The sequence below is a fragment of the Propionicicella superfundia DSM 22317 genome, from assembly GCF_000423465.1.
Lineage (GTDB): Bacteria > Actinomycetota > Actinomycetes > Propionibacteriales > Propionibacteriaceae > Propionicicella > Propionicicella superfundia.
Window position 1 is genome coordinate 25,367 of the sequence record NZ_KE384025.1, and the last position, 25,227, is coordinate 50,593.

At 71.2% G+C, this 25,227-nt stretch carries 22 protein-coding genes; 4 read left to right on the forward strand and 18 right to left on the reverse strand.

From position 1 onward, the window contains the following. Nucleotides 1–172 precede the first annotated feature (172 nt). The 4 genes from G555_RS0116725 to G555_RS20880 all read right to left on the reverse strand — a co-directional run bounded on the left by G555_RS0116725 (nucleotide 173) and on the right by G555_RS20880 (nucleotide 4,767). On the reverse strand, nucleotides 173–1,630 hold the full coding sequence (locus G555_RS0116725; RefSeq protein ID WP_028709735.1) for a uracil-xanthine permease family protein: 1,458 nt from the start codon (nucleotides 1,628–1,630) through the stop codon (nucleotides 173–175). Nucleotides 1,631–1,770: 140 nt separating this feature from the next. After that, nucleotides 1,771–3,009, reverse strand: coding sequence for a hypothetical protein (locus G555_RS0116730; RefSeq protein WP_156887641.1), 1,239 nt, complete (start codon nucleotides 3,007–3,009; stop codon nucleotides 1,771–1,773). Between the two features lie 239 nt (nucleotides 3,010–3,248). Then, nucleotides 3,249–3,917, reverse strand: coding sequence for a DUF6891 domain-containing protein (locus G555_RS21580; protein WP_051209550.1), 669 nt, complete (start codon nucleotides 3,915–3,917; stop codon nucleotides 3,249–3,251). Between the two features lie 61 nt (nucleotides 3,918–3,978). Further along, nucleotides 3,979–4,767: a methyltransferase domain-containing protein gene (locus G555_RS20880; RefSeq protein ID WP_036923648.1), complete on the reverse strand. Its 789-nt coding sequence runs from the start codon at nucleotides 4,765–4,767 to the stop codon at nucleotides 3,979–3,981. A gap of 150 nt (nucleotides 4,768–4,917) precedes the next feature. Between G555_RS20880 and G555_RS20885 the strand changes: the two genes are divergently transcribed. Further along, on the forward strand, nucleotides 4,918–6,366 hold the full coding sequence (locus tag G555_RS20885; protein ID WP_051209552.1) for a DUF2252 domain-containing protein: 1,449 nt from the start codon (nucleotides 4,918–4,920) through the stop codon (nucleotides 6,364–6,366). Between the two features lie 81 nt (nucleotides 6,367–6,447). On the opposite strand, the gene G555_RS0116750 is transcribed toward G555_RS20885, so the two are convergent. Next, complete coding sequence (locus G555_RS0116750; protein WP_028709737.1) at nucleotides 6,448–6,945, reverse strand: beta-class carbonic anhydrase; 498 nt, start codon at nucleotides 6,943–6,945, stop codon at nucleotides 6,448–6,450. Between the two features lie 37 nt (nucleotides 6,946–6,982). Beyond that, the gene (locus tag G555_RS0116755; RefSeq protein ID WP_028709738.1) at nucleotides 6,983–8,320 is read right to left on the reverse strand and encodes a DUF4921 family protein; all 1,338 of its coding nucleotides are present in this window, start codon (nucleotides 8,318–8,320) and stop codon (nucleotides 6,983–6,985) included. 345 nt (nucleotides 8,321–8,665) lie between these two features. Here G555_RS0116755 and G555_RS20890 point away from each other — a divergent pair, with 345 nt between their 5' ends. Beyond that, a complete protein-coding gene (locus tag G555_RS20890; RefSeq protein ID WP_051209554.1) occupies nucleotides 8,666–9,238 on the forward strand; it encodes a WhiB family transcriptional regulator in 573 nt (190 codons plus the stop codon). Nucleotides 9,239–9,245: 7 nt separating this feature from the next. Here G555_RS20890 and G555_RS20895 read toward each other — a convergent pair whose 3' ends face one another. The 5 genes from G555_RS20895 to serS all read right to left on the reverse strand — a co-directional run bounded on the left by G555_RS20895 (nucleotide 9,246) and on the right by serS (nucleotide 15,571). Then, nucleotides 9,246–10,271 (reverse strand): glycosyltransferase family 2 protein, encoded by a 1,026-nt coding sequence (locus G555_RS20895; protein ID WP_156887642.1) that lies wholly within the window; start codon nucleotides 10,269–10,271, stop codon nucleotides 9,246–9,248. Nucleotides 10,272–10,327: 56 nt separating this feature from the next. After that, a complete protein-coding gene (locus G555_RS0116770; RefSeq protein WP_051209556.1) occupies nucleotides 10,328–10,861 on the reverse strand; it encodes a GtrA family protein in 534 nt (177 codons plus the stop codon). Then, nucleotides 10,851–13,292 (reverse strand): hypothetical protein, encoded by a 2,442-nt coding sequence (locus tag G555_RS0116775; protein ID WP_156887643.1) that lies wholly within the window; start codon nucleotides 13,290–13,292, stop codon nucleotides 10,851–10,853. The genes G555_RS0116770 and G555_RS0116775 overlap by 11 nt, the downstream gene beginning before the upstream one ends. A gap of 197 nt (nucleotides 13,293–13,489) precedes the next feature. After that, on the reverse strand, nucleotides 13,490–14,275 hold the full coding sequence (locus tag G555_RS0116780; RefSeq protein ID WP_028709741.1) for an HAD family hydrolase: 786 nt from the start codon (nucleotides 14,273–14,275) through the stop codon (nucleotides 13,490–13,492). A 27-nt stretch (nucleotides 14,276–14,302) separates the two neighbouring features. Then, complete coding sequence (gene serS / locus G555_RS0116785; protein WP_028709742.1) at nucleotides 14,303–15,571, reverse strand: serine--tRNA ligase; 1,269 nt, start codon at nucleotides 15,569–15,571, stop codon at nucleotides 14,303–14,305. 76 nt (nucleotides 15,572–15,647) lie between these two features. Here serS and G555_RS0116790 point away from each other — a divergent pair, with 76 nt between their 5' ends. Beyond that, complete coding sequence (locus G555_RS0116790; protein ID WP_028709743.1) at nucleotides 15,648–17,174, forward strand: bifunctional phosphatase PAP2/diacylglycerol kinase family protein; 1,527 nt, start codon at nucleotides 15,648–15,650, stop codon at nucleotides 17,172–17,174. 5 nt (nucleotides 17,175–17,179) lie between these two features. Here G555_RS0116790 and pheA read toward each other — a convergent pair whose 3' ends face one another. The 7 genes from pheA to G555_RS0116830 all read right to left on the reverse strand — a co-directional run bounded on the left by pheA (nucleotide 17,180) and on the right by G555_RS0116830 (nucleotide 24,304). Beyond that, nucleotides 17,180–18,112: a prephenate dehydratase gene (gene pheA / locus G555_RS20900; protein WP_051209558.1), complete on the reverse strand. Its 933-nt coding sequence runs from the start codon at nucleotides 18,110–18,112 to the stop codon at nucleotides 17,180–17,182. Between the two features lie 154 nt (nucleotides 18,113–18,266). Further along, the gene (locus tag G555_RS0116800) at nucleotides 18,267–19,130 is read right to left on the reverse strand and encodes a DUF2510 domain-containing protein (protein WP_028709744.1); all 864 of its coding nucleotides are present in this window, start codon (nucleotides 19,128–19,130) and stop codon (nucleotides 18,267–18,269) included. Nucleotides 19,131–19,654: 524 nt separating this feature from the next. After that, nucleotides 19,655–21,244: an MptA/MptB family glycosyltransferase gene (locus G555_RS20905; RefSeq protein WP_051209560.1), complete on the reverse strand. Its 1,590-nt coding sequence runs from the start codon at nucleotides 21,242–21,244 to the stop codon at nucleotides 19,655–19,657. A 363-nt stretch (nucleotides 21,245–21,607) separates the two neighbouring features. Continuing rightward, nucleotides 21,608–22,213: a TetR/AcrR family transcriptional regulator gene (locus G555_RS0116810; protein ID WP_028709745.1), complete on the reverse strand. Its 606-nt coding sequence runs from the start codon at nucleotides 22,211–22,213 to the stop codon at nucleotides 21,608–21,610. Between the two features lie 886 nt (nucleotides 22,214–23,099). Continuing rightward, entirely contained in the window at nucleotides 23,100–23,702 is a 603-nt protein-coding gene (locus tag G555_RS0116820; RefSeq protein ID WP_028709746.1) for a hypothetical protein, read from the reverse strand. 48 nt (nucleotides 23,703–23,750) lie between these two features. Continuing rightward, nucleotides 23,751–24,059, reverse strand: a complete 309-nt coding sequence (locus G555_RS0116825; RefSeq protein WP_028709747.1) for a GNAT family N-acetyltransferase — start codon at nucleotides 24,057–24,059, stop codon at nucleotides 23,751–23,753. Further along, nucleotides 24,056–24,304: a (4Fe-4S)-binding protein gene (locus G555_RS0116830; protein ID WP_028709748.1), complete on the reverse strand. Its 249-nt coding sequence runs from the start codon at nucleotides 24,302–24,304 to the stop codon at nucleotides 24,056–24,058. Before G555_RS0116830 ends, G555_RS0116825 begins: the two co-directional genes overlap by 4 nt. Before the next feature lie 131 nt (nucleotides 24,305–24,435). On the opposite strand from G555_RS0116830, the gene G555_RS20910 reads away from it, so the two are divergent. Continuing rightward, nucleotides 24,436–25,182, forward strand: coding sequence for a DeoR/GlpR family DNA-binding transcription regulator (locus G555_RS20910; RefSeq protein WP_051209562.1), 747 nt, complete (start codon nucleotides 24,436–24,438; stop codon nucleotides 25,180–25,182). Nucleotides 25,183–25,227: the final 45 nt, after the last annotated feature.

Genomic DNA, 25,227 nt, shown 5'->3' on the forward strand with positions numbered 1-25,227 from the left:
GGTGGTTGAGCCTGCCGAAACCACCGCCTCCGAACCAGCGTCCTTTCGACAAGCTCAAGGACCACCAGGGGGTTACGCTCAGGGACCTTTCGACAGGCTCAAGGACCACCACGGGGTGAGCTCAAGGACCTTTCGACAGGCTCAAGGACCCAGGGTTGGCTCAAGGACCGGGTCAGGTCCCGGGCGGCGGGTCCTGGTCCTCGGGGCTGTCGGTGTAGATGCCGGGACGGTCGACGATGAGGACCGTCCCCCCGGCCTCGTCGGCTTTGAGATGGCTCGGAGCGAGCCAGCGCGCCAGGTGGTACACGGCCACCGTGACGATCGTGCCCAGCGCGATGCCCGACAAGGTGAAGCCCGGCGTGATCTGCAGCGACACGTCGCCGACGCCGATGATGATGCCGGCGGAGGCGGGGACGAGATTCAGCGGGTTGCCGAAGTCGACCTTGTTCTCCTTCCAGATCTTCGCTCCGAGCAGGCCGATCATGCCGTAGAGGACGACGGTGATGCCGCCCAGCACCCCGCCGGGGGTCGCGGAGACGACGGCCCCGAACTTCGGCGAGAAGCCGAACAGGATCGCCACGATCGCGGCCACCACGTACGCCGCGCTCGAATACACGCGCGTCGCGGCCATGACCCCGATGTTCTCGGCGTACGTCGTGGTCGGGCCCGCGCCCACGGCTGTGGCGAGGACCGACCCGACGCCGTCGGCCGCGATCGCGCGACCCATGTACTTGTCGAGATTCGCCCCCGTCATCTCGGCGACAGCCTTGACGTGGCCGGTGTTCTCGGCGATGAGCGCGATGACGACCGGCAGCGCGATGATGATGAAGCCCAGGTTGAACACCGGCGCATGGATGCCCACGATGTTCGTGTCGGCGCCGAACTTCCAGGTGGACAGGTCGGTCAGCGGCGGCAGGCCGATCCAGTCGGCCGCGGCGACGTTCGTCCAGTCGACCCGCCAATGCGTCGTGACCTCCCCGGCCGATGCCGAATAGGACGTGATCTGTCCGAAGACCAGATCGGCGAGCCAACTCAGCACATACCCGATGATCAGCGACAGGAAGATCGCGATACGGCTGACGAATCCGCGCGCCCCGACGCTGAGGACGACCACGATCACCATGACGATGAGGGCGATCCACTGGTCCTGCGGCCAGTAGGTGCCGGCCACGACGGGAGCGAGGTTGAAGCCGATGAGCATGACGACCGCGCCCGTCACGACGGGCGGCAGCGTCTTGTGGATGACGCCGGCCCCCGCGAAGTGGATGATGAGGCCCACCATGAACAGCAGGACGCCGACGCACAGCAGCGCGCCGCTGAGCTCGGCCGGGTTGCCGCCGGCGCCGTAGATCGCCGTGGCGACGCCCACGAAGGACGCCGACGATCCCAGGTACGACGGGACACGGCCGTTCACAACCAGCAGGAAGACCAGTGTCGCGACGCCCGACATCATGACGGCGAGCTGCGGGTTCAGCCCCATGAGGAGGGGGAACACGAACGTCGCGCCGAACATGGCCACGACGTGCTGCGCCCCGAGACCGACCGTCTTTCCCCAGGTGAGACGCTCGTGGGGAGCTACGACGTCCCCCGGCGCGAGCTTGCCGTCACCGTGCAGTTTCCACCAGGCCATCGCATGCCCCTTCGTCCGAGATCGGGTGCACTGTACGCAGAAGAAGGGGCGTCCGGTGCCGAAACGGACATTCCTGGACGTCTCCCGTGGGTGCCGCCGCGACGTGTAACGAGGTCGCGGCGGCACCCCGGGAGGACGCGTCAGCGGCGGCGGTGCAGCGCCACCGTCGCAGTGCCGGCGACGAGGAGCAACGCCGCGAGGATCGCCGCGATGCCGCCCTGCGCACCGGTGTCGGCCAGGACGTCACCCGGCGTGGTGGGCGTTGGCGTGGCCACGGTCACGCTCGGCGTCGCCACGGTCACGGTCGGCGTCGCCACGGTCTCACTCGGCGTCGGCACAGTCTCACTCGGCGTCGGCACGGCCTCGCTCGGCACCGGCTCGTCCTGCACCACCGGCGTCCGCGGGGGCGTCAGGACGCCGTTCCCCCCGGCTCCGGCCATCACGGAATACGTGATCCGGGCCGAGGCCTCACCGAGGGTTCCCGTCACCGAGTTGGTCAGGACGTCGCCCTCCTGCACGCCGGGAGGCGTCTCGGCCAGGTAGGACAGGACCAGGACGTTCGACCCGCTCGGGATGCTCCCCGAGATCGAGATCTCGGAGCCGTCGGAGGAGGGAGTCGCCTCCACCTCGATCGGCTCGAACCCGGCGCCGGACGATCCGGCGGATGCCCACTCGTCGGCCGTGCCGCTCCACACATACGCGGTCACGCTGTCCGCGGTGTACGTCATTCCGCTGCCGAAGGTGTCGGTGAGCGCGAAGTCGGAACGGCCGGTGACGTCGGCGATGATCCGCCACTGGACCTGCGACGTGTCCGCCGAGTACTGCCAGCCGTCCTTCTGCACACCCTCGGGAAGGCTCCCGTCGCCGTCGCCCGTGACCCCGATCCCGCCCGTTCCCGGAAGGTCGACGTAGCGGATCTCGCCACCGATCGTGAACGGCACCTGTTCCTGGGTGGTCGTCGTCGAGGCGGCCAGGGTGAGCCAGAAGTAGAAGTCCTTGAAGCCGTCCCTGCCGGTGACGAAGTCGCCGAGCGTGCAGGTGGCCGATGCCGCCGACACCGCGCAGACGCCGATCTCCTCCCCGTCGGGCGACAGGATCGGCGTCGAGGCGGACACGCCCTGGAGGACCTCCGGGAACTCGATGACGTAGACGTCCCCCGCCGCCAGGTCATCGGGAAGATCGAACGTCGCTTGCAGTCGCAGCCTGTCGTCCTGGCTGAGCTGACCGGTGATCGGGTTCCCGTCGGTGTCCGTCACCGACAGCCGCAGATTCTCGACAGCCACCGTCGCCGCATGAGCGACGGGGGTCGCCGCCACGGACGCGACGGCCCACGTGACAAGCGAAACTAGGAGCATCAGCCCCCCCAGGCGAGCTCTCATGGCACCTCCAAAACGCGTATTGAATCGCTCCGGCCGGCCGCCTCCACACAGAAGGAGGCAGCAGGTCGGTAACGAGGATTCCTCCGCAGATCCTAGAGATCCATGGGGTCATCACGACGCCCGGTAACCCGCCGATCCGGTCCCGCCCCGGGCCGCATCCGGCTGAGAAGGGCTTATGCGGCGACGACCCGCTGCGCGGAGCCGACGAGACCGACCGACGCCCCTCCGGCGCCGCGGTCTCAGACCCGCGCCAGGTATGTCACGTTGGACAGCCGAAGCCGGTCCTCGATGCTCTCGGTCCAGTCCACGTCGATGCCGTGCTCCAGCAGGATCGGGATGACGACCTGCTTCACGAGCGAGACGGTGAGCTTCTCGTAGGCCTCCTGCTGCTCCGCGCCGGACAGGGCGTTCCAGTCCTGAGCGGTGAAGAACGCCGGCAGCCGCACGCCGTACGCGAGGTGGGTGTGTCCGTTCTCGATGATGTCGGCGGTGTCGCCGCCGTGGTAGTACACGGCGCCGAGCCAGGTCCGGGAGTCGTCGAACTCGCCGACGATCTCCCCGGAAGCGCAGTCCAGGCAGCACGCGAAGTTCTCCCGCGCCAGGACGTTGTGCTGTTCGAGCACGGCGAACGCCCGCGACAGGGGTGTCGGGCCCGGCTCACCGGGTGCCCACTGCGCCTGCTGCGCGCGTCGCGCGTCCCGCAGGAAGGCCGCGAGCTGATCGACCTCGTCGTCGGTGAGCGGCGTGCCGATCCTCTCGGTGGCGTACTCGCCGAGCAGGTAGCCGTCGTCCTCCCCGCGCAGCAGCAACTGCCAGCCGCGCGTCCGCAGCGCCTCCTCCTCGGACGGCGTCAGCCCGTACGACGACGGCAGGCGCAGTCCGTCCGGCTGCTCGTAGTACTTCCACACGCCACCAAGGGTAGGCCGGGCGACAACCGGGCCGAAGGTGCCGCGGTCCCCCGGGCGGGGGTCACCGGGGTGCATGCCCCTCGACGGCCGTGGCGTCGAGGCCGGCGTCGGTTCGTACCCGGACGCGGGCCAGGCCCGCGTCCTGCAGGATCCGGGCCGCGCGGGGTGCCTGATCGACGGAGACCTCTGTGACAAACCGTCCCCGCGCCGCCAGCCGCGGAGCCAGCAACGGGGCGACGCGGCGCAGCGGGTCCAATCCGTCACGGCCTCCGTCCAGGGCGGGCAGGGGCTCGTGGTCGCGGGCGTCGCGCGGCATCAGGGCCAGGTGCGCCGTCGGCACGTACGGGAGGTTCGCGGCGATGGCCCCGAACGTCCCCGGCTCGGCGCCGAGGACGTCGGCGGCGTCCCCGCACACCACGCGCGCATCGGGCGGCAGGTTGCGGCGGGCGCACGCGACCGCCCGGGGATCGATGTCGACGGCCGTCACCCGCACGTGCGGGACCCGTGCCGCGCACCAGGCCGCGATGGTGCCCACGCCGCACCCGAGATCGAGCAGCGCGTCACCGGGCCGCAGCCGGCGCCGGGCACGCCGTGCCGTCAACAGCGTCCGTGCCCGCGGGACGAACGTGCCCGGGACGACCGCGAGGCGCAGTCCGCCGAAGACGGCCGACCCCACGACGTGCTCGAGCGGCTCCCCCGCCACGCGGCGATCGAGCAGACCGGCCAGGTCACCGGCCGGGCCGGCGGCGCGCAGCAGTTCGGCCCACTCGTCCTCGGCGAAGACGCACCCTGCCGCCCGGAGGCGGTCGAGAGCGGCCTCCCGGTCCGGGGCGCGATCTGGCCGGGGCATGCGTGGGCACCTTCCAGCGAGCGGACGGGCAGACGACGCAACGACGCTACCCCAGACCTCCCCGGCCCCCGGGCACGGCCCCGCCGGTACGACCGCGACGATTCCCTCCGCGGCGCGGGGTTCGTACACTGCTGAAGCGAAAGGGGAGCGATGACGCAGTTCGCACGGGTGCTGACACCCCTCGGCGGAACCGACAACGTCCGCAGCATGGTGAGCCTGCGGTCCCAGGTGACGACGCGCGCCGAGCGGTTCGCGATCGGCCGCACCCTGCGCACCACGCGGCCGCTGTCCAATCTCTCGCTGTGGGAGGTGACCCCCGGCAGGACGGGCGTGGTCGACCTCGTCGGGAGATCCCACGAGGGGCGGGTCGAGAGCCTGATCGGGATCCGCGTGGCCCGGATGATCTCGTCGCCGTACGGGTTCCTGCGCGGTTCGGCGGTCGTCATGGCCGACGACGTCGCCCGGCTTCCGGTCACGGGCATCGCCCCGGTCGTGTGCGGTGACGCCCACCTGGGCAACTTCGGGTTCTACCGCTCCCCCGAGGGCGCACAGGTGATCGACCTCAACGACTTCGACGAGTCCCACGTCGGCGCCTGGGAGTGGGACGTGAAGCGGCTGACGGCATCCATCTGGGTCGCCGGACGCGAGAACGGGCTCACCGAGCAGCAGTGCGCGGACGCCGTGACGAGTTGCGCGACCGCCTACCGCGACGAGGTCGCGCGCCTGGCGAATCTGCCGCTGCTGACGCGGTCGTACGAGCGGATGGACGTCGACCACCTCACGAAGAAGGCGAACGACCGGACTCTGCAGGACGCGATCAGGCGTGCGGCGAAGGCGGCGCGCAAGCGGACGAGCGATCGGGCGCTGCCGCGGTTCACGACGGAGGAGGACGGCCGACGGCGCATCGTCGCCGAGCCTCCGCTCATCGAACCGCTCGGCGACGCCGAGGCCGAGGACCTGGCCGAAGGACTGGACGACTACCTCATGACGCTGCCTGCGCAGTGGCGCCGCGTCCTGTCGGGCTACACGCTGGTCGATGTCGCGCACAAGGTGGTGGGCGTGGGCAGCGTCGGGCTGCGGGCCTACGTCGTGCTCGCCGAGGGGACGAGTCCCGACGACGTCATCTTCCTTCAGCTCAAGCAGGCGCGGCGATCGGTGCTGGCCCGCTACGTCCACGGCGAGCACGCCTGGCACGCCCATCAGGGGCAGCGCGTCGTCGAGTACCAGCAGGCGCTGCAGACGGTGTCGGACCCGCTTCTCGGCTGGACCGGCTTCGGCGGCAACCAGTACTACGTGCGCACGTTCCGGAACATGAAGGGGACGGTCCCGCTCGACGGCCTGGACGCGGGCGCGCTCAGCGACTATGCACGCGTCGTCGGCCTGCTGCTGGCAAAGGGACACGCCCGGACGTCCGGCGCATCGATGATCGCCGGGTACCTCGGGGCCGACGACGAGGCCGCCGAGGCGCTCGCCGCCTTCGCCCGCGCCTACGCCGACCAGACCGAGGCGGACCACGCGACGATGGTCGCGGCCGTCAAGCGGGGAGAACTGCCGCTGGCCGAGGGCCACATGGGATCGGCGTTCCGCCCTGGCGGGTAGGCCGCGGCGTGCATGGACGGCGTCGCGGCCGGTCTCGGCCCACCGGGCCGGATGGTCCTCGTGGCCGTCACGCCCGCGCGCTCAGGCGGGGAGGATCTCCCGCAGCCGGCGGCTCACGACGTCGAAGACGAAGCCGCGCAGGTCGTCCAGGTGCCGCACGGCGCTCTCGGCACGGATGCGTGCCATGCCCTGCCGGACCTCGGCGTCCACGTCGTGGAAGGTCTCGACGGCCCACTGGGGCCGCAGGCCCGTCTCGACCTCGACGTCGTGCCGGAAGGCATCGCCCTCGAACGACCCCATGCCGCAGTCGGTGTGCATGACGAGCATCACGTGCACCGTCCCCAGCTTCCGCTGGCTCACGGCCAGGGAGCGCAGGACGTCGTCGGTGACGATGCCGCCCGCGTTGCGGATGACGTGCGCCTCGCCCGCCCGCAGCCCGAGGGTGTTGTACGGGTCGATGCGGGCGTCCATGCAGGTCACGACCGCGAGCTGCCGGGAGGGTGCGGCCGTCCCGACGAAGTCCATGGCGTGGTCGGCATAGGCGGCGTTCGCGGCGACGACCTCGTCGATGGTGGTCACGTTCACTCCTTTCCCGCGGGCCGGTGCCTCTGCGAGCTCACCGCGTCCCCGTGTTGTACCGCAGCGGGTTGGGCCGGCACTCCGCCTCGGTGGCGATCCGCAGGTGCGCGATGCGCCCCTCGTCGCGCAGGGCGAACAGCCGGGGCACGACCCGGTCGCGGATGGCGTAGGGGTCCATGGTGTTGAGGTACACCTTGGTCGCCCCCTCGAATCCCGCCAGCGTGGAGATGCGCCACTTCAGCAGGACCCGCCACGGCATCGCGAGATCGGTGTCGACCGGGCGGTAGTGCCACTCCTCGTTGCTGGGGACGTCCACACCGGTCGCGGCGTGCATGGCGTGGATGAGGTCGCTCATGCCCGCGATCTCCTCGGGTTCGTGCTCCCAGACGTCGGAGTGCTCGCTCTTGCTCCAGATCTCGATCGTCGGGTACCTGTGGCCGAAGCCGGCGAACGCGATGGCGTGGTCGTTCTCGGCGATGACCAGGTTCTGGTAGCTCGCGAAGTTGACGGCGAGCTCGTTGAAGATGTTGGGGTTGGCCCGCAGCCGCTGCAGCGCGAGCTCGTTCTGCACGCCGCGCTCGTCGATCGCCACGAGTTGTTTGTGCAGGTGGTCGAACGAGGCACCGGCGGGCTTGAGCCAGTTCTGGAACACGGCGGCGTACCGGGCGTAGCGGTTGACGTTGAACAGGCTCTTCACGGCGCTGACGGTGAAGGAGATGAACTGCCGGTGCTCGTCGACCGACAGCGTGCCCGACGATGCGAGCTGGGAGTCGTCGGTGGCCCCGTCGACGAAGTGCCGCCGGGCGACGACGAGGTCGTGCCCGCCGCCGAAGAAGCCCGATGCGTACCTGAGTCGTTCGTCGACCGGCATCGCCTCGATCTCGGCGTCGGTGCGTCCGGCGGCGCGCAGCTTGTTCGCGACGACGGCGAGGACGTGCGTCCTGCCGGCGTCGCTGGACAGATACGCGGCCTTGCGCCCGGCGATGTGCTCGGGGAGCTCGAACCCGTAGTTGGCGTGCCAATAGTCGTAGGAGAGGATCTCGAAGAGGTTCGGGATCCGCCGGAACTCGGCCACGGTCTCGGAGAGCTGCTCGACGGTGGTCCGGCTGAGCGTCTCCCATGCGCCGTCGGGGCGGCGGACGACGCGAGCCTTCTCGGGCGGCGTCTCGAGGTACCGGTCGGGGCAGAACGCGCACCAGGACGTCGCCTGCCCGGCCGAGAGCGGCGCCGGGGCGTGGGGCGCGACGCCCAGGGGGCGGTGGCTGCGGCCGGGGATCGTCCAGACCTCGGTGCCCGTGAACGGGTTCACCTGCTTCACGGTGCCGTCGGCCATCCGCTGCAGGAAGTTGGGCTCGGGGTTGAACGACGTGACCATGCGGCTCCCTCACAGACCTCGGGCGACAAGGCTACCCGCTGCCGGCAGCGGCCGTCCGCAGCGGTGCCCACCGGGCCCGCGGGGCGGGTTCCGGCGGCGCCGGACCCGGCCTGCGACGTCGCGGCCGCGCTCGCCGGGTCCGGGATGTCGGCGCGTACCTGAGTATGCGTACTCATCTGGGCTAGGTATCTCACCTCACTCAGAGTCGGGTAGTCCGGCCCAGCCATCGAGTTCCCCTTATATACAAGACATGCGATGCTTAGAGCGCTCCGTTTTCGAGGGAACGACACGGATACCTCGGGACGTCGGAAGACGAGTCCAGACCGCCGAGCCGAAAGCATCGACATGACCGCCATGAGCCCCATCGGCAGCCGCACCCCCTGCGTCGAGTTCGCCGCCCTGTTCCAGCACCGCCTGGTCGAGGATCCCGCCCCCGCGAGCGCCCCCGTCGAGATGCGGCGCAGGTCGCTGATGATGACTCGGAAGGCCCAGCACCTCTGCACCCAGTGCCCGGTGATGGCGCAATGCCTCTACGACGCGGTCGTCCGGTTCGACGTCGCGGGATACGCGGGCGGAGCGACCGCCAAGCAGCGGGCCGAGATCCGTGTCCGGCTGGGCATCCGGGTCGCGTACGAGAACTTCGGCTCCATGGCCGGTGTCGCCGCCGGGCGCCGCCAGGTCGATCACGACGAGGTCCTCCGGCTCCACAACGCCAACCCCGAAGCCTCGCTCGAGACGATCGCCGTGCGACTGGGCTGCTCCCTGTCGACCGTGAAACGCCACATGCGCCAGGCCAGGATGGCCGCGGCCGTCGCCGAGAGGGCCGCCCCCGAGCCGCTGCCCGAGATGGCGGAGGTCCTCACCGCCTACCGCGCCATCGTCACCGACCCGGACGACCGGCGCCCGTACCTCGCGTGACCCCGGCTCACGCCGTCGTCGCCGCGCCCTCCGACTCGTCGGTCCCCGGGGACGCCGTCACCTCGACCGCCGTGGGCACGCCGGCCACGCCGGGGCCCGCGGAGAAGCCGTAGGTCTCCTGGACGCCGTACAGCGGGCGGTTCTTCACCTCGGTGTAGATCCGCCCCACGTACGAACCGATGATCCCCATCATCACCAACTGCAGGCCCCCGACCAGCAGGATCACGATCACCGTGAACGCCCACCCGGCGACGGCGACCTCCGGGAAGAAGATCCGCACGAACAGCACGTACAGGATGCCGAGCAGCGCAAGGACCGAGAACACGTAGCCCACGCGCGTGATGAGCTGCAGCGGCTTGCTGCTGAACCCCATGATCCCGTCGGCGGCGAAGCGCAGCATCTTCCGCAGCGGGTAGCCGGTCTCCCCCGCATGGCGGGCATGCCGATCGAACGGGACGGCGATCTGCTTGTACCCGGCGTGGCTGATCATGCCGCGCAGGAACCGGTCATGCTCGCGGTACTGCGCCAACTGGTCGGCCGCCCGGCGGCTGATGAGCCGGAAGTCGCCCGTGTTGCGCGGGATCTCGATCTCGGACAGCGCATTGAGGGTGCGGTAGAACAGATCCGCCGTGAGCTTCTTGAACGCCGTGTCCTGGCGGGAGCGACGCTGTGCATAGGCCACGTCGTATCCCTCCTCCCATTTCGCGATGAGCTCGAGGCTCACCTCGGGAGGATCCTGCATGTCGGAGTCCATGATGATGATCGCGTCGCCACGGGCCGCATCGACCCCGGCCGTGACCGCGAGCTGGTGCCCGAAGTTCCGGGACAGGTCGATGACCCGGCACCGCGGGTCGGAGCGGGTGAGCTCGATGAGAAGCTCCAGCGAGTCGTCGCGGCTGCCGTCGTTGACGAAGACGAACTCGACGTCGTAGGCGAGCGGCTTCACCACCTCCGACATGGTCTGATGGAGGAGCGCGATGTTCCCGGACTCGTTGTAGATCGGGAAGACGTAGGAGATGAGGCCAGTGCCCATGGGGGTCACTCTAGGACATCCCGGGCACAGTCAGCGCACAGAACGACCCCGCGCCGCTACTCGGCCGGAGGCTCGCCGGCCCCGTCCGCGTCGGCCTTCGGCCGCCGGGTAAACACCACGCGCGAGTACAGCAGATAGTTCCAGGTGAGCGACCCGACGGTGGCGACGAGCTTCCCGGCGAACAACACGATGTAGTCCTGCGGCACCATCGGCCGCAGCCCTGTCGTCACGAGCCAGATCAGCACCGGCTGGAGCACCCACAACCCGGTGAGCGTCACCAGGATGAACGGCACGATCTCGCGCCGTTTGCTCCCTTCGGAGCGGAAGGTGAACCGGCGGTTCATCACGAAGCTGAAGACGATCGACAGGGATGTCGACAGATAGTTCGCGACGTACTGGTTCACCCCGAGCGCCACGAAGACGAACAGCAGCGCGAAGTCCAGCGCCGTGTTGGCGACGCCGACGAGCCCGAAACGCAGCTTCTCCGCGTGCCGGACGAGGAGTCGTCGGAGGATCCCCTGCGGCTCCGCTCCGGTGTCGGCGGCCTGCGCCGGCGGGCCGCCCGTCACACCGCTGTCGTCAGAGCTCATAGATGCTCACGGGTCCTTCCGTGTGGACGAGGTCGGCCAGGTCGGCCAGCCGGGGCGACACCGGCCCGGCGAGCTCGTCGGCGTACAGGAACCGCACCCCGGCCGCACGCAGCCGCTCGATGCCGTCGGCCGTCGGGCTCGTGAACACCGCATCGTTCTGCGCGAAGCGCGCCGGGTCGTGGAAGGGCTGCCGCTTGTAGGCGAGCCCGTTGACGCCGTGCCGCTGCCGGGCCTCGCCGGTGTAGGCCCACCCGCCGATATGGACCCGTCGCTCCGCGAGCGCCGACACCCAGAACCCGCGGGCGTCGCAGTCCTCGGTCGTGACCTTCTCCAGGCAGTGGACGTTGGTGGCCACGACGTCCCGGGGGTCCGAATGCCCGCGCAGCCACACAGCGGCACTCGCCTCGTCCTGGGTCACCACGGACACGTCGTCGCGCGGCAGACCCTGGGCCGGAGCCACCGGCGCGACGACACCGAGCACCCCCGCGACGAGGCTGCTCGCCGCGACCAGCGCCGAGAAGAACCGCCGCGGCGACGGCGGGCGGCCGCCCCGCGTCACGACGGCCAGGATCACCGCCCCGACGAACACCACGGCAGCGACGACCGTCGCCACCATCGTGGGACGCGGTCCGAGACGGGCGGCGAGCCCGGCGCCGAGCAGGACCGCGCAGCCGACGAGACCGACGAACAGCCGCGGAACCGGGCGCCGGCGCAGGACGACCAGGACGATCAGCAGGCTCAGCAGACCCACGCTCCACGGCAGCAGGGCGAGGGCGATTCCGGCGCTGAGATCGGCCGGATCGGAGATCGGTGCCACGAGCGACCGGCCCCACATCCCGGCCACGCCCCCCGCGGCGAGCCCGGCGACGACCAGAGAGACCGCCGGCCACGGCGCCGTCGCCGCGGCCCGGCGCACCAGCACCGAGAACCCCCAGGCCGCGAACAGGTACCAGCACAGCAGCGCGCTGGCCATGAAGTACACCTGGGACAGCCCGTCCTGATTGATCAGCAGCATGGCGGCGAGACCGCCCACGCCCGTGCCGAGCAGCGCCCAGCCCGACAGGTCGCGGCGGCTCAGGGCGGGCAGGCCCAGCAGCGCCCAGCCGTAGGACACGGCCCAGCCGATCATCACCACGGCCAGCAGGGTCCACGCTCCGGGCCGGCCCATCCCGGGCGGCAGGATGCCCAGCGACAGCGGCGATCCGGCGAAGGTCTTCCACGGCGGCAGTGCCCGCACCGTCGAGAACAGTTGAATGCTCGACCCGCCCCCGCCGCCGGCCACCAGCGGCCACGTCACGGCCAGCGCGGCCACCGTCAGCGCCAGCGCCGCGAGCGACCCGCGCACGAGAGCGCGGTTGGCGACGAGGGCGACGAACGCGGCCAGCGCCAGCCCGCAGACGAGGACCGGCAGCACCGACGCCTTCGCCCCCGCGACACTGAGCAGTGCGAGCGCGAGCAGCACCCACGAGCCCCGGTTCACCCTCCGCCCGCGCAGGATGTCGATGAGCGGGACCAGGGCAAGGAGCAGGAACGGACCCGAGAAGTCCTGCGACGGCGAGAACGCCACGAACGCCGACGCGCCGGTGTACCCGTACCACGTCGCCTGGATGCGGATCGCGACGACAGCCATCACGCTCGCCAGCGCCCCGGGCCAGGCCCGGCCCGTGAGGTGCTGGCCGACCACCGCCAACCCCAGCACCGTGAGCACCACGATCGGGACGGCCCACAGGCGCGTGAGGACGAGCGGCGTGTCGAGCCCGGTCGACCACGTCATGGCCGCGATGTGCGCATCGGCGAACCAGTGGTAGGACAACGGCTCCCCCACGACCTGCGGGTCGGTGGGCAGAACCGATCTCTTCAGCTCCGCCACCAGCGCGAGGTGCCAGTACAGATCCTGGAACCACCGTCCCGCCGCGGGCGGGACCGGGGACGCGGCCGCGACGCCCATGGACCCGCGCGCCGACCACACGGCCGCCACGGCGAGCACGAGGGACGTCGCCGGGTTGAGCCGCCGTTCGTACCGCGTGAGCGTCCACGCCGGCCGCAGGCGGGGCACCGCCGCGCACGGGACGACGACGAGCAGCGGCCAGGCCGCCAGCCACGACTGCAGGCCCACGGCGGTGAACAGCGCCCACGCGAGCAGGTTCAGAATGAGCCCCGTCGCACCACCCAGCACGACGTCGGCCAGCAGCGTGCTCGGACGCCCGCGGAGCAGGCGGAACACGAGCATCCCGGGGACGACGACCGACCATGCGAACACGAGTCCGTACCAGGCCGACGTCGTGACCGGCACCTGCTGCGCCCGTGCCAGCAGGACCACCGCGACCGCGGCCAGCACCGCGGGCAGCCAGCGCAGCACGCCGCTGACCCGCGGATCGAGACTCGAGGTGCCCGGCGGCGTCGCCGTCACCGCATTCGCCGGGCTCGTCATCGGGTCGACCCGCACCGGGTGCTCCGGCCGGGGAGCGTCGTCCGCAGCCGCAGGCCGTCACCCGGCAGATCGGACATCACAGACTCCTTCGCAGATCGCGCAGCCGCGCGTCATTGTACGGCCGGCGCGGCGACGCAGGGGGACGCCGAGGCAAAGTGACGGACACACCGGGTGCCCCCCTCCGCGGGCAGGCGGAATCAGCCGAACCAGCGATCCAGTTCCAACGGCGTTCCGCCCTCGTCGAAGGGCGCCGTGACCGCATCGGCGACGTCGCGTACCTCGGGCGGCGCCTGTCCGAGCGCCACGCCCCGCCCGGCCCAGCGCAGCATCTCGATGTCGTTGCGGCCGTCCCCGATGGCAAGCACGTCGGCGCGGTCGACGCCGAGGTCGGCCGCCACCTCGGCCAGGGCCACGGACTTGTCGACGCCCCGGGGGGCGATGTCGAGCCACGCGCTCCAACCGATGAAGTAGCTCAGCCCGTGCAGCCCCAGCTTGCGGGCGAAGGCGATGAAGTCGTCGTCGGACGAGTTCGGATCGCGCACGATGATGCGCGTGACCGGCTGGTGGGCCAGCTCGCCGACGGGGACGACCTCGATCGTCCCGTCGAGGTCCCCGTCGGGGAACGGCGAGTTCACCCGGTAGCCGCTGCCGAGCACCTCCACCGCGACCAGCGCGTCGGGGTGGTTCTTGACGACCTTCGTGATGACCGGCCGGGCGTCGAACGTCTTCAGCCGGCCGTACTCCACCGGCGGGAAGGTGACCTGCACGGCGCCGTTGGACGAGATCGCCGGGCCGCGGGGCAGGGAGAGAGCCTCGACGAGCGGACGCGTGGCGTGCCAACTGCGTCCGGTCGCGAGCACGACCGGGACGTCGGCGGCGACGACGCGGGCGACGGACTCGCTCACCTCGGCGGGCAACGCACCGGAGTGGTCGACGATGGTGCCGTCGATGTCGAGCGCGACGAGGCGTGGTCTCCACGACATACGGGGCCTTTCGGACAGGAGTGCGGTTCAGACGGGACGCAGGACGTCCGTCCCGAGATAGGGACGGAGCACCTCGGGCACCGTCACCGACCCGTCGGCCTGCTGATGGTTCTCCAGGATCATGATGATCGTGCGGGTCATCGCGCACAACGTCCCGTTGAGCGTCGACACCGGGCGCACACCCTCGGCATACCGGGCGCGGATGTTCAGGCGGCGCGCCTGGAACTCCGTGCAGTTCGAGGTGGACGTGATCTCGCGGTACCGGCCCTGTGTCGGAATCCATCCGTAGCAGTCGTACTTGCGGGCGGCGCTCAGACCGAGGTCGCCTGCCGCGACCTCCAGCACCTGGAACGGAAGCCCGAGCGAGGAGATGAAGGTCTTCTCGAACTCCAGCAGCCGCTGATGCTCGGCTTCGGCGTCGGCCGAGTCGCAGTAGACGAACATCTCGACCTTGTCGAACCAGTGGACACGGAAGATGCCGCGGGTGTCCTTGCCGTAGGAACCCGCCTCACGGCGGTAGCAGGGGCTGTAGCCGACGTAGTGACGCGGCAGGGTGTCGGCGTCGAGGATCTCTGCGCTGTGCATCGCGGCGAGCGCGACCTCGGACGTCCCGACGAGGTACAGGTCGTCGGCGGGCAGGTGGTACACGTCCTGCGCGGCCTGCCCGAGGAAGCCCGTGCCCTCCATCGCCGACGGCTTCACCAGCGCCGGCGGGATCACCGGTGTGAATCCCCATTCGGTGGCCACGCGGATCGCATGGTTGATGAGTGCGAACTCCAGGAGCGCGCCCTGACCGGTCAGGAAGTAGAACCGAGAACCGGAGACCTTGGCGCCCCGTTCCATGTCGATCGCGCCGAGGAGCTGCCCGAGTTCGAGGTGGTCGCGGGGGGTGAACCCCTCGGCGGCGAAGTCGCGCGGGCTGCCGATCGTCTCGACGACCGTGAAGTCGTCCTCGCCTCCGCGCGGGACGTCGTCGAACACCGGGTTCGGCAGGGTCAGCATCAGCTCGGTGAACGCCGCGTCGGCGCCCGCCGCCGCGGCCTCGGCCTCCTTGACCTCTGCTGCGAGCCGCTTGGTCCGGCCCAGCAGCTCCTGCTTCTCGTCACCCGAGGCCCGGGACACCTGCTTGCCGAGATCCTTCTGCCCGGCACGGAGGGTCTCGAAGGAGGTGACGGCGGCCCGGCGGGCCTCGTCGGCGGCGATCAGGTCGTCGACCAGCTCGACGGACTCGCCGCGCGCCTGCTGGGCGCGGCGCAGACGGTCGGGGTCGGTGCGGAGGAGCTTCGGATCGATCACGGCCGTCAGCCTACCCCGTCGGCTCCCTCGGCCCGGGTGGCATAGTGGGGCCACGCCTGCGCAGAGGAGAGGGACCGTGAGCTGGAAGCGCGCCTTGCCCGCGACGGCCGCCCTGGTCGCCTTCTGCGCCTGGACGATCCTTCTCGGCCGCGGGGCGTGGGCGGATCTGGACGCCGCCTGTCGCCTCCCCCCGCTCACGCCTGCATCCGCCGTCGGCCAGATCGCGGCGGCGGTCAGCCTGGTCACCTGGCCCGGTGTCTCGTATCTGGGTCTCGTCCTGCTCGCCCTGTGGGCGTATCGGCGCCGGCTGAGCCGCCTGGCGATCACGACCCTCGTCGCCGGGGCTCTGAGCTGGGCCCTGCACCTCGCCGTCGCCTACATCGTGGCCCGGCCGCGACCGCCCGGCGCCCTGCCCCTCATCACGAGCACCGGGTACTCCTACCCCTCGGGCCACCTCACCGCCGCGACCACACTGCTGATCATGGCCGTCGTCGCGGTCGCCGTCACGCGGCAGCCGCGGCGGGTCCGGCGCTGGGTCGCGCTCGGCGGCTACGGCGCCCTCCTGATCGTCACGGCCGCGCAGTCCCTCGTGCACGCGGGCCGTGTCAGCGACCTCGTCGGCGGCTTCCTGCTCGGCGCGACGGTCGCGATCGGCATCGTCACCGTGAGCGATCTGCGTCCGGAGTTCCTGCCCCGCCGCCGGCCCTCGTCACGCGGCCGCTGCGTCGTCGTCGTCAACCCCGCCAAGGTCGAGGACTGGGCCACCTTCCGTCGGTACGTCACCTACGAGGCCGACCACGCCGGGTGGCGGGTCGCCTGGGTCGAGACATCCACCGACGAGGGCACCGCCGAACTCGTCTCCGAGGCGCTGCGCAGCCGGCCGGGGCTGGTCGTCGCCGCCGGGGGCGACGGGACGGTGCGCGAAGTGAGCTCGGCGCTCGCCGGCAGGGACGTCGCCCTCGGCATCCTCCCCCTGGGAACCGGCAACCTGCTGGCCCGCAACCTGGCCATTCCCCTCGACGTGCAGGACGCCGCCCGCGTCGCGTTCGGCCCGACCACGCGCCGTATGGACCTCGTCCGCCTCACCGCCGACGAGCGCCCGCCCGAGCACTTCGCGGTGATGGGCGGGATGGGCATCGACGCAGCGCTCATGAACGCCACCAACGCCGAGCTGAAGCGCCTCGTCGGCCCCGCCGCGTACGTCCTGGCGGCGCCTCAGGTCCTCACGACCCGCCCGTTCTCGTGCCGGATCGCGATGGACGGGAGCGAAGAGGTGTCCACCACGGCGTCGATGGTCCTCGTCGGCAACGTCGGCAGCGTCATGGGACAGATCCAGTTGCTGCCGGACGCGTTGCCGGACGACGGCGTCCTCGACGTCGTCATCGCCTCGCCGCAGCGCGTCGCCGACTGGGCGCGGATCGCCGGACGCGTGATCTCGGGCGCCGACGACCCTGCGGAACTGGCGCGCGCCAGCGGTCAACGGGTGACGATCGAGATCGAGGGCGGTCCGGTCGAGTACCAGCTCGACGGGGACACGGTCGGGACCTGCTCGCGGGTCGTGGCGGAGGTCGTCCCTGCCGCGCTGACCGTCAAGGTCCCCTGACGGCCTCAGGCCTCCTCGCTGCGCGTGGACGCGGTCGGGTCGATGTTCTCCAGCCACAGGTCGGCGTCGTAGAAGTCCTCGTCGGTGAAGCCACGCGTCGCGGACGGGACCACACCGTCGGCCCGTTCGTACGACCCCAGGTACACGACCTTCTTGCACACCCGGTGGAGCCCCTTCAGCGCCTCGCGGATCCGCGGGTCGGCGACGTGGCCGTCGACGTCGATCGAGAAGCAGTAGTCCCCGAGCGCCGCCTTCGTCGGGCGGGACTCGATGCGGCACAGGTTCACGCCGCGTCCGGCGAACTGCTCCAGGATCTCCAGCAGGGCGCCGGGGCGGTCCTTGTACATGTAGGCGACGACCGTGGTCTTGTCGTGTCCTGTCCGTGCCGGGGGGGCGCCCGCCGGGCCGACGAGGACGAATCGGGTCACGGCCTTCGCGTTGTCGGCGATCCGGTCCACCGCGACCGTGAGCCCGTACAGCTCGGCGGCGATCCTCGCGCAGATCGCGGCGTCGTACTGCGAGTCGGGGTCGGCGACCTCGGCCGCGGCCGCCGCGGTCGACCCGCCCTCGGTCACGCTGGCGTGCGGCAGGTGACGGGTCACCCAGGTGCGGCACTGCGCGGCCGCGTGCGGATGGGTGAGGACCCTGCGGACGTCCTTGGTCTTCGTCCCGGCTCGCACCGCCAGGCTGAACTGCACCGGCAGCAGCACCTCGCGGACGATCGTCAGCGGCGCGCCCATCGCCAGGTTGTCCAGCGTGGCGGTGACGCCGCCCTCGACCGAGTTCTCGATCGGCACGAGGGAGGCCTCCGTCTCGCCCGAGCGGACGGCATCCAGTGCGAGCATGACGGACGGGAACGCCTGCGCCTCGGCATCCGGAGCGATCGAGATCAGCGCCTGATGGGTGAACGTTCCCTGCGGTCCGAAGTATCCGAGCACGCCGGCAAGCCTAGCGCCGTCCGCCATCGAGGCCGCGCGCGACCGCAGCCGGGAACTGGCCGCCGGCCCATAGGCCCCCGACCCGCGCCGAACGCTCCCAAACCGCCGGATTCGGGTCGTTTTCCGGCAGTTCGGGAGCGTTCGGCGTCCCGGGTCAGGCGTCCGCGACGCCCGCGACGGCGGTCGCCGCCGCGTCGCGCGAGGAGTCGCTCATCAGGTCGTCGGTGAGCAGCACCACCGCGGCCAGCGCCCCCGGGTACACCTCCACGACGCGAGCGGCGAGCCGGCGCGTGTGGCGCGTGCCGTCGAGATCGAACGCGACCGTCGCGGTCGCCTCGTACGCCGCTCTCGAACCCGTCGCCGCCACGCGTTCCACACCCGTCGGCGTGTAGGTCCCGCCGACCGCCGAGTGGGCCCGTTCGCTCCAGGTCTCCGCCAATCGTTCCGCGGCGTCGGCGACCGGCATCGCCCCCACCCACGACGGCTGCAGGACGCCGGCCGCCAGGACGGGCGGCACGGTGGTGCTCGATCCCGAGCCGGTCCGGGTGAACGCGGTGTCCGCGTACAGGCAGGCCGAGGCGAAGAGTCCCTCGATGTCGGAGCAGAGACCGCGGTCCAGCCTCCACGGCGATCCGGGCACGGGCATGGTGAGACGTCCGCCGAGCACGGTGACAAGGTGCGCGGCCTCGTCCACCTCGGCGGACGCCGCGCCGATCGGCGGCACCGTCGACGGCGTCCCTGTCACGGGGGTGGCCACCGTGTCGCCGCGGGATGCCGGGCCGACCGCGAGACCGACGATCGTCAGCCCGGCGAACACGGCCAGCGCGACGGCGAGGACGGACACCGCGAGCCAGGGGACGTTCCGCCCGGGCGGCACCTCGGGCAGGCCCGGCGGGGGTGCGGGTGCGTCCGCGGAATCGCTCAGCGCAGCGGTCCAGCCGGTGCCGCTCCACCACCGGAACCGACCGGCGTCCTCGGGATCGCGAAACCACCCCGGACGCCTGTGTGCGCTCGCCATACGGGCCACCCTAGAGCGGCGGCGGGAGGTCGTCAGCCCGAGGCGGTCCCGGCGTAGCTACGCTCCGGGCCACGACGCTACGCCAAGGCCGCGATGCTACCGGTCCCCCAGTAGCTTCGCGGCCGGAGCGTAGCTACGCCCGACCGTGAGCCCCTGGGATCGGGCGCACCGTGCCCCGGAGGACCGCTCCCGAGGTCCTGTGGTCCGGGGAACGGTGAGCGTGGACGGGACTGGCCCCCACTCAGCCGCACCCGAGGTCCTGTGGTCCGGGGAACGGTGCCATGAGCGTGGACGGGACTGGCCCCCACTCAGCCGCACCCGAGGTCCTGTGGTCCGGGGATCGGTGCCGTGAGCGTGGACGGGACTGGCCCCCGCCGAGCTTGCGAGGCGGGTGGTTGCGAACGGCACCGCCCCCCGGACCACAGGACCGAACCACAGGACCGAACCAGACCGGACCACAGATCCGGACCACAGGACCGAACCAGACCGGACCACAGGCCCGGACCACAGCACCACCCAAACGGCTACGACACCGGCGTCTTCGGGCCGCGCACCCGTTCGATCCGCTCCTGCGTCCGCCGCCTGCGCAGCCGGTCGGGACGCTCGATCAGCCACCACAGACCGAGGAACGCGAGGATCCACATCTGGATGGTCGGGCTCACCGCGTCCCGGAGGTAGTTCGCGACGGACAGGACCCCCGTGTCGACGTCCACCGACCGGCTCGCGACGTACGCGACCGACAGCGCCGCGCCCCTCCAGATGAACACCCCCACGAGCGCCGAGGGGGCCATGATCGCCAGCGGGACCCAGACGATGAGGTCGTACCACGGCAGCGTGTACGGGGCCGTCAGCAACCAGGCCGCCGAGAGGACGAGGGCGCTCCGGACAGCGACGGTCAGCGGGTCCCGGCGAGGGTCGGCCAGGGGGTCGATGCCGACCACACCCGTCCAGGGAAGGATCTGGTACAACGCGATCGCCACGAGCACGAGCAGCACGCCGGACATCACGGTGACGACCACGCGAGCCACGTCACCGCCCAGCGGAGCCCACAGCCACCCGAGCACCCAGGCCGCCCACGAACCCGACGACACGTACCCCGTGTTCCGGAGGGCGGCGAACAACGCCTCGGGCGCCAGCAGTCCGTAACAGATGGCGAACGGCACGAGCGCACCCGCGAGGAGCAGCGCGAGCTGCTTGAGGTTGCGCCGGTACGCCCACAGCATCGCGATGCCGTAGAACACCAGCGTCACCTTCACGCATCCGGCGAGCCCGATGCCCACCCCGGCGAGCACCGGGTTGCGTCGCAGGAAATAGAGCCCCGCGACGGCGAACACGACCGCCAGGGACTCGTTGTGCCCGCCGGCGACGATCGCCCAGATCAGCAGCGGGTTCCCGACGGTGAGGAACACGGCGCGCGCCTGCGTCGCGGGTTCGCCGTGAGCCAGCCGGACCGTGATCGCGCCGAGAGCGAGGAACGACACGACCGTGAACGCCTGCAGCCAGAACACGATGTCGTGCATGTTGTCGCCGCCGAGGACGTTGGCGGCGTACTGCACGAACGACGCGATCGGGCCGTAGACGCTCGGGGTGTCCTGCCAGGGGCGCTCGGTGAAACGCAGCACCGCGTCGTACTGCTGCCGGAAGATCTCGGCGGGCGTCACCGTGTAGGGATCGGCCCCGAGGACCTGAACGCGCCCGTACGCCGCGTACATGAGGACGTCCCCCGAGGTCATCGGGGGGACGAGGGCCGTGAGGATGTTGAGGCCGGCCGCCAGCGCGAACAGCCGCCTGTGCCGGGGACGCCACCCCGCGCGGATCGCCCGCAGCGCGATCCACAGTCCCACGCCGCCGGCCACGATGGCCGCCCACAGCGCAGGCATCAGCACCCAGTCCGGCAAGGCGATCATGCCGACCGGCAGGTACCAGGGCGGAAGCAGGCTGCGCCGCGGTCCGAGGGTGAGGACGACGGTGGACGGGCCTGTGAGCCCGATGAACACGGTGGTCAGGCATCCGCCGACGATCAGGCCGAGGGCGAGCCGCGGGCTGCGGGTCCATCCCCTGTCCAGCAGGCCCACCAGGAAGTCACGCAGGAGATTCAGGTATTGCGTGACCATGGCTCTCCTCTCCTGCGCCGGTGAACGGGGGCGGTCGTCGTACTCCGCGGTCAACCCTAACCACCATCCCGACCACCTGGCACCGCTCGTCCCCCGGTCGCTATCAGTCTGTTATCAACTGCTGTGGGCCGCCTGGGAGCCCCTCGCCCCCGAACGCGGTGGCGGATGGGCCTGCGTCGCCGTGATCGACATCATCGGCATGGACGACGTCGGGATCCCCCGCGTCGCTGGACTGCGCACACGGGACGAAGGCCGTGTCCCCTTCTCGCGTCGGGACGGTCCGCGTCCTCGAAGGCGGGCTTCGCGCGACACGGCCCGCGATGGGACCGTCCGGGCCTGCCGCCGGAGCAGCAGCCCGAACGGTCAGGTCGCGGGCTCGGACGGCGGACGGTCGTCGCCGACGTGGCGAACGTACGGCTCGAGCAGTTCCCGGACGAGGCGCCGCACCTCGGGCGCGGGGGCTCCGGCATCGAGCATCCGCGCCCCGGTGAACGCCAGGGACTGGATCAGCTCGGCCATCCGTGCGGGCTTCTCGACGCCGAGGTCGGTCAGGGCGCGGGTGAGCGGGATGCGGATCGACTCGTGCGCCATCCGGCCGCTGTGGCGTCGTCCCTCGGCGCCGACGAGCCCGAGGACGATCGCGTGGTCGCCGCGGGCGATCAGGCGCAGGTTGGCGTCGACGTACTCGAGGACCCGGTCGGCCGGGTCGTCGACGGCGTTCATCGCCTCGTCGACGTACGCGACCCACCCGGGGAACGCGTCGTGCACCGCCGCCACGATGAGATCGTCGCGGGAGGCGAAATAGGAGTACACGGCCGGACGCGACATGCCGACCCGCTCGGCGACCTCGCCGATGCTGGGTGGTTCGCTGCGCCCGGGCTCCGCGAGGAGGCGCCGGGTGGCCTCCAGCAGCGCCTCTCGTCGCGCGGCGCGATGCTCCGCGACGGTGGGCGCGTCGATCTTGGGCATGCGGGTAGGTTACTCCGCCCGCTCGCGCGCGGGCAGTCGCCCGATGGTCCACGCCACCCGGCGAAGGCTCCCTCGACCCGCTCCGACCGGGCTATAGTGGCGGGCGTCGAGCGGTGCGGAAGTCGGTGAGAATCCGACACGGTTGCGCCACTGTGAGGGATGACCCGAGTCAGACCTGCATCGCCTCGTCGCAGTCTTCCGATCGCGGGCCGCACCAGCCCGAAAGGAGCCGCCCCAATGTCGCACCTCGTTCCTCCCGTGCAGGCACCGTCCGTTGCAGCGGTCGCCCACCCCGAGCGGTCGCGCGCAGGCACCCACTGATCTTTCCGGGCCCGGCCGTGTCCCCGCGGGCAGGCGACCCGTCGGCGAGCGTCCTGGCGACGCCGCACGACCCCCACAGACCTCGGCGCGGTGTGTCGAACGTACGTGTCGAGTCCAGCGTCCGGTCCGGCGCGTGGAACGCCGGGCCGGACGCCCTTTCCGGCCGCGGCCGGAAGTGACCAACGTTCTCTGCTGGGACGCCGGAATGATCGCAGAACTGACCAACCGCCTCGTCCTGGCCGGGGTGAGGTTGGCGTCGGGCCGGGAGCGCCTCTCGGCGCGAGGCCGCTCGTAGCGGCGAGTGTTGGAGCCCGGGGCTACCGCGGCCCGACGCCGAGACGAGGATAGGCGCCCGGAGCCCTGGGGCCAAGCTCATCGTTCACCGGCAGCAGTCCTGCCGTCCCGGACAGGCCCTTCCGGCGTGGTGACCGCCAGGTTGTGCGAGGCTCGGCCTGCACCGTCCGCGTAGCTACGCTCCGGGCCAGGACGCTACGCCAAAGCCGCGACGCTACCGGGGGACCGGTAGCTTCCCGGCCGGAACGTAGCTACGCGAAAGCCCGCCCGATCACTCCAGCGATCCGGCCCGCCAGAGGCGCGCGCATGCGGCGAGATCGGCCGCCAGCGTCTGCAGTCGTGCCGCCCGGCGAGCCGAACGCGTGCCCTCCGACACGTCGGCGCGCCCCGACGTGACGACGAGGCAGAACGCCGCGGCCCGCTCCAGCGCGATCGCCAGGTCACCGGCGAACACCCCGCGCAGGATGTCGTCGGCGACCCGCCGCACTTCGTCCGGCCCGGGCGGGTCGACGCCGGCGACGACGTGGTTCGGCTCGGTGAAGCGGATCCCGGCGGCGTACTCACGCGCCGCCGTCTCGGGATCGCGCTGCACCCATTCCCGCAGCAGATACAGACGCCACAGCGCTCCGGGCAGACTTCGAGCGGGCCGCGTCGACCACAGCTCGGCCAGGGTCGACAGACCGATCTCGTCGGTGAGCGCGATGAGTCGCGCCAGTACCTCGGGATCGTCGGCGGCGCGCCCGGCGCGTACGAGGACGGCCGCGGTCTCGTGCGCCGCGTGCATCTGCTCGATCGGGTCGGATCCCTCTCCCAGAGCCTCCAGCGCCGCGGGCTCCCGATAGCTCGGGCGGCGCGGCCTGCCTGTGTCACTCACCCGGCAAGGCTAGCTGCGGGGTCAACCGCCGACCCCCGCGGACCGGGCTCAGTCGGCGCGCGACGGACGCGCGTTGTAGGCGAGGTCCAGGTACTCCGGATGGCGGCTGATCCAACCCGAGATGAACGGGCAGACCGGGAGCACCTTCCGCGTACCGTCCGCGCGCACCTGATCGAGCGCGCAGCGGGCGATCGCCGACCCGACCCCGCGGCCCTCGAACGCCGGGGCGACCTCGGTGTGGGTGAACACGATCAGAGCGTCGGCGAGCTGGTACTCGGCGAACCCGGCCAGCGCGCCGTCCTGGGTCGCCTCGAACCGCCGCCGGCCCGGGACGTCGGTGACGACGAGCGCGCTCATCGCGCTCCTCCCGCCGCCGACGGATCGTGCTCCTCGATCCGCAGCGCTCCCGAAGGGCACCGGCCCACGACCTCGCGCAGGTGATCGGCCCGCTCGGACGTGCCCGCGACCAGGGGATCGATCCACGGCCGCCGCTGCGTGTCGAAGACCTCGGGCATGCCCCGGACGCACTCGGCCGCGTGGCGGCACAGATCCTTGTCGAACGAGACGTCGACGAGCGAGCCTCGGTAGTTTCTCCGCGTCATGAACCGTCAACAGTGCTTCCCATCGGCCTATTCCGATGGGCTCCTGGCGCCGCGGGCCGGCTCGCCGCGAGGGATCCGGCCGTCTTGTTGGTAGCGTTGCACCGTTCCGGCCCCTCCGACCTGGTGTGTGCATGAATCTGGACTTCGAGAATCGCTCACAGGCGCTCCTGGAGATCCTTCGTGCCCACGGGGAGATCCGCACCGTCACCTCGGCCGAGGAGCTGGGCGTCAGTCAGATGACGATCCGCAGGGATCTTGCGGAACTGGAGCGGCTCGGACTGGTGAGACTCGTCCGCGGAGGAGCCAAACCGGCGGACGCTCGCCCCTTCTCCACCCGCAACGTCCTGTTCGACGCCGAGAAATGGGTCGTCGCGAAGAAGGTGGCGCGGCTGGTGCCGAAGACCGGGACCATCGCCATCGACTCGTCCACGACCATGGCCCGGCTGTGCAAGATCCTGCCGTCGGGCTCCGGCCTCACCGTCGTCACCAACAGCCTGATCAGCTTCCAGACCCTCCAGAGCCTGCCCGGCGTCACTGCCCTGCTCACCGGAGGGTTGTTCGACGTGCGCAGCGACTCGCTCGTCGGCAGCAACTGCCAGCAGTTCATCGCCGGCTTCGCGTTCGACATCTACTTCGCCTCGACGGCCGCCTTCAGCCCGAGCCGCGGCGGGTTCGAGTCGACGCAGGAGGAGGCCGCGGTCAAGGCCGCGTTCGTGCGCTCCTCGGCGAAGGTGGTCGTCGGGGTGAACAGCCAGAAGCTGGACGATCACGCGCCGTTCGCGTCGTTCTCCACCTCCGAGATCGATGTCCTGTGCGGCGATCAGGACCCGTCGTTCTGGGCGGGCACCGGGCTCTCGCCCCACACGGAGACGCGCTGACGAACCCGGATCCTGCCGGGGCTCGGCGAAGCGGAGCGGGCCGGC

Excerpts from the sequence above, each read along its gene's own strand:
- G555_RS0116725 (WP_028709735.1), bottom strand. The coding sequence starts at position 1,630 with ATGGCCTGGTGGAAACTGCACGGTGACGGCAAGCTCGCGCCGGGGGAC.
- G555_RS0116730 (WP_156887641.1), bottom strand. The coding sequence starts at position 3,009 with ATGAGAGCTCGCCTGGGGGGGCTGATGCTCCTAGTTTCGCTTGTCACG.
- G555_RS20880 (WP_036923648.1), bottom strand. The coding sequence starts at position 4,767 with ATGCCCCGGCCAGATCGCGCCCCGGACCGGGAGGCCGCTCTCGACCGC.
- G555_RS20885 (WP_051209552.1), top strand. The coding sequence starts at position 4,918 with ATGACGCAGTTCGCACGGGTGCTGACACCCCTCGGCGGAACCGACAAC.
- G555_RS0116755 (WP_028709738.1), bottom strand. The coding sequence starts at position 8,320 with ATGGTCACGTCGTTCAACCCCGAGCCCAACTTCCTGCAGCGGATGGCC.
- G555_RS20890 (WP_051209554.1), top strand. The coding sequence starts at position 8,666 with ATGACCGCCATGAGCCCCATCGGCAGCCGCACCCCCTGCGTCGAGTTC.
- G555_RS20895 (WP_156887642.1), bottom strand. The coding sequence starts at position 10,271 with ATGGGCACTGGCCTCATCTCCTACGTCTTCCCGATCTACAACGAGTCC.
- G555_RS0116770 (WP_051209556.1), bottom strand. The coding sequence starts at position 10,861 with ATGAGCTCTGACGACAGCGGTGTGACGGGCGGCCCGCCGGCGCAGGCC.
- G555_RS0116775 (WP_156887643.1), bottom strand. The coding sequence starts at position 13,292 with ATGACGAGCCCGGCGAATGCGGTGACGGCGACGCCGCCGGGCACCTCG.
- G555_RS0116780 (WP_028709741.1), bottom strand. The coding sequence starts at position 14,275 with ATGTCGTGGAGACCACGCCTCGTCGCGCTCGACATCGACGGCACCATC.
- G555_RS0116800 (WP_028709744.1), bottom strand. The coding sequence starts at position 19,130 with ATGGCGAGCGCACACAGGCGTCCGGGGTGGTTTCGCGATCCCGAGGAC.
- G555_RS20905 (WP_051209560.1), bottom strand. The coding sequence starts at position 21,244 with ATGGTCACGCAATACCTGAATCTCCTGCGTGACTTCCTGGTGGGCCTG.
- G555_RS0116810 (WP_028709745.1), bottom strand. The coding sequence starts at position 22,213 with ATGCCCAAGATCGACGCGCCCACCGTCGCGGAGCATCGCGCCGCGCGA.
- G555_RS0116825 (WP_028709747.1), bottom strand. The coding sequence starts at position 24,059 with ATGAGCGCGCTCGTCGTCACCGACGTCCCGGGCCGGCGGCGGTTCGAG.
- G555_RS0116830 (WP_028709748.1), bottom strand. The coding sequence starts at position 24,304 with ATGACGCGGAGAAACTACCGAGGCTCGCTCGTCGACGTCTCGTTCGAC.
- G555_RS20910 (WP_051209562.1), top strand. The coding sequence starts at position 24,436 with ATGAATCTGGACTTCGAGAATCGCTCACAGGCGCTCCTGGAGATCCTT.